This is a genomic window from Streptomyces sp. NPDC127119 (assembly GCF_042677425.1).
GTDB lineage: Bacteria > Actinomycetota > Actinomycetes > Streptomycetales > Streptomycetaceae > Streptomyces.
Genome location: NZ_JBHXTO010000023.1, coordinates 86,785 through 93,330 on the forward strand (window position 1 = coordinate 86,785; position 6,546 = coordinate 93,330).

At 71.2% G+C, this 6,546-nt stretch carries 6 protein-coding genes; 3 read left to right on the forward strand and 3 right to left on the reverse strand.

What is annotated here, in order from left to right:
* Nucleotides 1–54: 54 nt before the first annotated feature.
* The 3 genes from ACFVH5_RS13840 to ACFVH5_RS13850 form a co-directional block, all read right to left on the reverse strand.
* Entirely contained in the window at nt 55–1,080 is a 1,026-nt protein-coding gene (locus ACFVH5_RS13840; RefSeq protein ID WP_385833786.1) for a phosphotransferase, read from the reverse strand.
* A gap of 45 nt (nt 1,081–1,125) precedes the next feature.
* Nucleotides 1,126–1,548 (reverse strand): pyridoxamine 5'-phosphate oxidase family protein, encoded by a 423-nt coding sequence (locus ACFVH5_RS13845; protein ID WP_385833788.1) that lies wholly within the window; start codon nt 1,546–1,548, stop codon nt 1,126–1,128.
* A 121-nt stretch (nt 1,549–1,669) separates the two neighbouring features.
* The gene (locus ACFVH5_RS13850) at nt 1,670–2,332 is read right to left on the reverse strand and encodes a response regulator transcription factor (protein WP_267028235.1); all 663 of its coding nucleotides are present in this window, start codon (nt 2,330–2,332) and stop codon (nt 1,670–1,672) included.
* Nucleotides 2,333–2,740: 408 nt separating this feature from the next.
* Between ACFVH5_RS13850 and pdhA the strand changes: the two genes are divergently transcribed.
* From pdhA to ACFVH5_RS13865, 3 genes are read left to right on the forward strand one after another with little or no spacing between them, the layout of a single operon-like run.
* On the forward strand, nt 2,741–3,913 hold the full coding sequence (gene pdhA, locus ACFVH5_RS13855) for a pyruvate dehydrogenase (acetyl-transferring) E1 component subunit alpha (RefSeq protein WP_385833790.1): 1,173 nt from the start codon (nt 2,741–2,743) through the stop codon (nt 3,911–3,913).
* Nucleotides 3,910–4,890 (forward strand): alpha-ketoacid dehydrogenase subunit beta, encoded by a 981-nt coding sequence (locus tag ACFVH5_RS13860; protein WP_107017908.1) that lies wholly within the window; start codon nt 3,910–3,912, stop codon nt 4,888–4,890. The genes pdhA and ACFVH5_RS13860 overlap by 4 nt, the downstream gene beginning before the upstream one ends.
* 10 nt (nt 4,891–4,900) lie before the next feature.
* A complete protein-coding gene (locus ACFVH5_RS13865; RefSeq protein ID WP_385833791.1) occupies nt 4,901–6,424 on the forward strand; it encodes a dihydrolipoamide acetyltransferase family protein in 1,524 nt (507 codons plus the stop codon).
* Nucleotides 6,425–6,546 lie beyond the last annotated feature (122 nt).

The window sequence follows — 6,546 nt, forward strand, 5'->3', positions numbered from 1 at the left end:
GCCACCGGCGCGTGGCGTTCGGGCGGGGTCCCGGACGGGTGCTCGACCCCGGCCTCACCCCACGAAGGCCTCGCACACCGCGTCGTACTCCCGGGTCCACCACACCGCCAGCGCGGAGGCCGCGGGGAACTGCGGGTCGGCCCGGGTGTCCCCGCGTTCGTAGTGCCAGCGCAGTATCCAGAAGTCGTTGAGGCGCTCCCACCACACCCGGTGCACGGCGGCCGAGAGTTCGGCCGGGGTGGCCCGCGCGGAGCGCCGGTACGCGCGCGCGTAGGCCCGTACCTTCGTCAGGTCGAGCGTGCCGGCGGGGCGTACGAAGAAGATCACGGCGGCCCGTACCGCCTCCTCGGCCTGCGGCTGGACGCCGAGCCGGTCCCAGTCGACGATCGCTGCGGGGGCACTTCCTTTGTAGAGCACGTTGAAGGGGTGGAAGTCCCCGTGCACCCAGCCCACCGAGCCGCCCCGCGGGGGCAGCCGGTCCGCGTGCCGTTCCAGGAGGGTGCGCCGCTCCAGGAGACGGTGCCGGGCCAGTTCGTCGAAGGTGTCGGCCGGGCGGTGGCGGCGTACCCGGGCGAGCAGGTCGTCGATGAGCGCGAAGGTGTCCACGGGGTCGGCGCTGTCGGCCCGCTCCTCGGACTCCCGTGGGGGCATCACCTGTTCCAGGGACGCGTGGACGACCCCCAGGAGGGCGCCCAGGCGGCGGCACTGCTCGGGGGTGAGCTGGGCGCCGCCGCGGTGCCGTCCGTCGATCCAGGGGTGCAGCGCGTACGCGTGGCCGCCGATCACGGCGACCGTGCGGCCGTCCTTCCCGGTCAGCGGCGGGGCCACCGGGACGCCCAGGTCGGCGAGCCGCTGGGTCGCGCGGTGCTGGCGGACGATCGCCGCGGGGTCGGCCGTCTCGGGGTCGAAGTGGTGCTTGAGGAAGTACCGGCCCCGGGTGGTGGCGAGCCGGTAGCCGCGATTCAGCAGCCCCTGGTCGACGGGTTCGCAGGCCAGCGGCGCCCCGGCGGCGTACCGGCGCAGCAGGGCGCCCAGCGGGGGTGCGGGAGAGGGAGCGGGTGAAACAGATGAGCGCGGCACGCGCCAGATGTTAGGGCACCGGAGGGACCCTCCGTATCGTGCTCATTACTTATTGTGCTCGTTCGAGTGCTCCAGGGCGATGCCCAGGGAGTGCACGGTGGCCATGCTGGGCGCGATCTCCAGGTAGACGGCCTCGAAGGGGCTGCCGTCCACGCGCAGCGGGCCGGGGCCGAAGCGTTCGAGCTGGGCGTCGGTCGGCCGGGCGCTCTCGCACCACCCGACGACCTGGACCGACCAGCGTTCCGTGCCCGCGGGGGCGGAGCCCAGGTTGTCCGCGCCGTACGCGACGACACTGCCCGCGCACACCTGGTGGTGGCCGTGGCCCCGGTGCATCCTCAGCAGGACGCGGTCGGCCACGACGATATGGCGGGCCGGTGCCAGGAAGGGCAGGGCGCGCACGCTGGCCGCCACCCGGCCGTACTCGACGCGGCCGAGCAGGCCGGCGGCGATGTGCTGGTCGGTCGGCATGCCCCCAATCTGCGGCACCGGGGGAGCAGGGAGAAGAGGCCGCCGGACCCCCGCACGCGGGCCGTAGGTCCCGTTTCCCGCCGCTCGCCACGAGGAGGGCTCGCCGCGAGGGGGCTTCAGCTCACTGCTGCCGGCCCGCCTGCATGCGGGCCACATAGGCGGCCGCCTGCGCGCGCCGCTCCATGCCGAGTTTGGCCAGCAGGCTGGAGACGTAGTTCTTGATGGTCTTCTCCGCGAGATGCAGCCGCTCGCCGATCACACGGTTGGTGAGCCCCTCGCCGATCAGGTCGAGGATCCTGCGCTCCTGGTCGGTGAGCTTGGCGAGCCTGGCGTCCCCCTTGGGGCTGCCGCCGTCCCGCAGCCGTTCCAGGACACGGGCGGTCGCCTCCGGGTCGAGCAGGGACTTGCCGGCCGCCACGTCACGGATCGCCGAGAGCAGTTCGTCGCCGCGGATCGCCTTGAGCGCGTAACCCGAGGCGCCCGCCATGATCGCGTCGAAGAGCGCCTCGTCGTCGGCGTAGGAGGTGAGCATCAGGCACTTGATCGACTCGTCCTTGGAGCGGATCTCGCGGCAGACCTCCACCCCGCTGCCGTCCGGCAGCCGCACGTCCAGCACGGCGACGTCGGGGCGCGTGGCCGGAATTCGCGCCAGCGCGTCGGCCGCCGTACCGGCCTCGCCGACCACCTCGATGTCGTCCTCCATCGAGAGCAGCTCATGAACTCCCCGGCGGACCACTTCGTGGTCGTCGAGAAGAAAAACAGTGATTTTTCCCTCTTCGCGCACGGAGCCAGTCTCACACACGATCTTTCCGCTTGCGCCAGTCGAGCCCTTCCCGTCCCCGGGGTGACCGGGATAACGTGCCGGTGTTCCGGCCCCCTGCCAGGCTGTTACCAGTGCTGTGACCAGCGACTGTTCCCGACGCGCGCGAGGTACTTGGAAGTCCGAGTGGAAAGTACTTGGAACTCCGAGCAAAAACGCAGGTCAGGAGGGGTTTCACAGAAATGTGAAGCACTGGGTAACGTGCTTGTTGCAGGGCGCTCGCCGGGGCACCTGTCACGCCTGTTCCCGGCCGAGGGCACCCACCCCGTGCACGGGTACGAGGACCAGGCGAGCCGCTCCCCCGGCTCTCGACGAGCTGGGGGAACCCCAGTTCCCGGCAACCCCGGGGGCCGGACCGACGGAGGAGCACACGTGACCGTGGAGAGCACTGCCGCGCGCAAGCCGCGACGCAGCGCCGGTACAAAGCGCACCGCTGCGAAGAAGCCGCCGGGCGCCCAGCCGGACCTCGTACAGCTGCTGACCCCCGAGGGGAAGCGCGTCAAGAATGGCGAATATGACGCGTACGTAGCCGACATCACCCCCGAAGAGCTGCGCGGCCTGTACCGCGACATGGTGCTCACCCGGCGCTTCGACGCCGAGGCCACCTCCCTGCAGCGCCAGGGCGAGCTGGGCCTGTGGGCCTCGCTGCTCGGCCAGGAGGCCGCCCAGATCGGCTCCGGGCGGGCCACCCGCGAGGACGACTACGTCTTCCCGACCTACCGCGAGCACGGCGTCGCCTGGTGCCGCGGCGTCGACCCGGCCAACCTGCTCGGCATGTTCCGCGGCGTGAACAACGGCGGCTGGGACCCGAACAGCAACAACTTCCACCTGTACACGATCGTCATCGGCTCGCAGACGCTGCACGCCACCGGCTACGCCATGGGCGTCGCCAAGGACGGCGCCGACTCGGCCGTGATCGCGTACTTCGGGGACGGCGCCTCCAGCCAGGGCGACGTCGCTGAATCGTTCACCTTCTCCGCGGTCTACAACGCGCCCGTCGTGTTCTTCTGCCAGAACAACCAGTGGGCCATCTCCGAGCCCACCGAGCGCCAGACCCGCGTCCCGCTCTACCAGCGCGCGCAGGGGTACGGCTTCCCGGGCGTCCGCGTCGACGGCAACGACGTCCTCGCCTGCCTCGCCGTCACGAAGTGGGCGCTGGAGCGGGCCCGCCGGGGCGAGGGGCCGACCCTCGTCGAGGCGTTCACGTACCGCATGGGCGCCCACACCACCTCCGACGACCCGACCAAGTACCGGGCCGACGAGGAGCGCGAGGCGTGGGAGGTGAAGGACCCGATCCTGCGCCTGCGCACGTACCTGGAGGCCTCAAACCACGCGGACGAGGGATTCTTCGCGGAACTCGAAGCCGAGAGCGAGGCGTTGGGCAAACGAGTACGCGAAGTCGTCCGTGCCATGCCGGACCCGGACCGCTTCGCCATCTTCGAGAACGCGTACGCGGACGGGCACGCGCTCGTCGACGAGGAGCGGGCCCAGTTCGCCGCCTACCAGGCGTCGTTCGCCGATGAAGGGGAGGGCATTCAGCGATGACAGCGGAAAAGATGGCGCTGGCCAAGGCGATCAACGAATCGCTGCGCACGGCCCTCGACTCGGACCCCAAGGTCCTGATCATGGGTGAGGACGTCGGCAAGCTCGGCGGTGTGTTCCGGGTGACGGACGGCCTGCAGAAGGACTTCGGCGAGGACCGGGTCATCGACACCCCGCTCGCCGAGTCGGGCATCGTCGGTACCGCGATCGGCCTCGCGCTGCGCGGCTACCGCCCGGTCGTGGAGATCCAGTTCGACGGCTTCGTCTTCCCGGCGTACGACCAGATCGTCACGCAGCTCGCGAAGATGCACGCGCGGGCGCTCGGCAAGATCAAGCTCCCCGTCGTCATCCGCATCCCGTACGGCGGCGGCATCGGCGCGGTCGAGCACCACTCCGAGTCCCCCGAGGCGCTCTTCGCGCACGTGGCGGGCCTGAAGGTGGTCTCCCCGTCGAACGCGGGCGACGCCTACTGGATGATGCAGCAGGCCATCCACAGCGACGACCCGGTGATCTTCTTCGAGCCGAAGCGGCGCTACTGGGACAAGTCCGAGGTGAACCGCGAGGCGATCCCCTCCCCGCTGCACAAGGCGCGCGTGGTCCGCGAGGGCACCGATCTGACGCTCGCCGCGTACGGGCCGATGGTGAAGGTCTGCCAGGAGGCCGCGGCGGCGGCACAGGAAGAGGGCAAGTCCCTCGAAGTGCTGGACCTGCGGTCGATGTCCCCGATCGACTTCGACGCCATCCAGGCCTCGGTCGAGAAGACCCGCCGCCTGGTCGTGGTGCACGAGGCGCCGGTGTTCCTCGGGACGGGCGCGGAGATCGCGGCCCGCATCACCGAGCGGAGCTTCTACCACCTGGAGGCACCGGTGCTGAGGGTCGGCGGCTATCACGCCCCGTATCCGCCGGCCCGCCTGGAGGACGAGTACCTGCCGGGCCTGGACCGGGTGCTCGACGCCGTCGACCGCTCGCTGGCGTACTGAGGAGAAGGTCGTGACGACGATGACTGAAACGGCCTCGGGGCTGCGCGAGTTCAAGATGCCCGATGTGGGCGAGGGCCTGACCGAGGCGGAGATCCTCAAGTGGTACGTCCAGCCCGGTGACACGGTGACCGACGGGCAGGTGGTCTGCGAAGTGGAGACCGCCAAGGCCGCCGTCGAGCTGCCGATCCCCTACGACGGGGTGGTGCACGAGCTGCGCTTCCCCGAGGGGACGACGGTGGACGTCGGCCAGGTGATCATCGCGGTGCAGGTGGGCGGCGGAGCGGCTTCGGCCGACGCGGCCGAGTCGGCCGCTCCGGCTGCCGCAACGGCTCCGGCCGCGGCTGCGACCGCCCCGGTGACTCCTGCCCCGGCGGCTGTGGCCGCGACTCCGGCTCCTGCGGCTTCCGCGGAGGCCGAGCCCGCGCCGGAAGGCCGCAAGCCGGTTCTCGTCGGGTACGGGGTCTCGGTGGCCTCCACCAAGCGCCGCCCCCGCAGGGGTGTGCCGGCCCAGCAGCCGGAGGTGGCCGCGGCAGCCGCCGCGGTCAACGGCGAGCTGAACGGACACGCGGCCCCCGCGGCCCGTCCGCTCGCCAAGCCTCCGGTGCGCAAGCTGGCCAAGGACCTCGGGGTGGATCTGGCGGCGGTCACGCCCTCCGGCCCGGACGGGATCATCACCCGCGAGGACGTGCACGCGGCGGTCGCCCCCGCTCCGGCCCCGGCCTCCGTCCAGGAACCCGCGGTCACCGCGGCGCCCGCGACGGCACCGGCGCCCCTCGGCGCTCCGGCCGCGGCCCCGCTCGCCTCGTCCGCCCCAGCCGCCTCGTACGACGGTGTGCGGGAGACCCGTGTCCCGGTCAAGGGGGTCCGCAAGGCGATCGCGGCCGCGATGGTCGGCTCGGCGTTCACCGCGCCGCATGTCACCGAGTTCGTCACGGTCGACGTGACGCGCACGATGAAGCTGGTCGAGGAGCTCAAGCAGGACAAGGACATGCAGGGGCTGCGGGTGAATCCGCTGCTGCTGATCTCCAAGGCCCTGCTGGTCGCCATCAAGCGCCACCCGGACGTCAACGCCTCATGGGACGAGGCCAACCAGGAGATCGTGCGGAAGCACTATGTGAACCTGGGCATCGCGGCGGCCACGCCGCGCGGTCTGATCGTCCCGAACATCAAGGACGCGCACGCCAAGACGCTCCCTGAGCTGGCCGAGGCGCTGGGCGAGCTGGTCGGCACGGCCCGTGAGGGGCGTACGTCGCCGGCGGCCATGCAGGGCGGGACGGTGACGATCACCAACGTCGGGGTGTTCGGGGTCGACACGGGTACGCCGATCCTCAACCCCGGTGAGTCGGCGATCCTCGCCGTCGGGTCCATCAAGCCGCAGCCGTGGGTGCACAAGGGGAAGGTCAAGGCCCGGCAGGTCACGACGCTTGCGCTGTCCTTCGACCATCGGCTGGTCGACGGGGAGCTGGGGTCGAAGGTGCTTGCGGATGTGGCTGCGGTTCTCGAACAGCCGAAGCGGCTGATCACTTGGGGGTAGTGGTTCTTCTGCGGGCCGGTGGGGGCCGGTCGCGCAGTTCCCCGCGCCCCTGAAGGGCAAAGACTGCGCCGTTCCCCGCCCCCCCTTTTCTGGGGCGCGGGGAACGGCGCAGTCGGTTGAGC

Excerpts from the sequence above, each read along its gene's own strand:
- ACFVH5_RS13860 (WP_107017908.1), top strand. The coding sequence starts at position 3,910 with ATGACAGCGGAAAAGATGGCGCTGGCCAAGGCGATCAACGAATCGCTG.
- ACFVH5_RS13845 (WP_385833788.1), bottom strand. The coding sequence starts at position 1,548 with ATGCCGACCGACCAGCACATCGCCGCCGGCCTGCTCGGCCGCGTCGAG.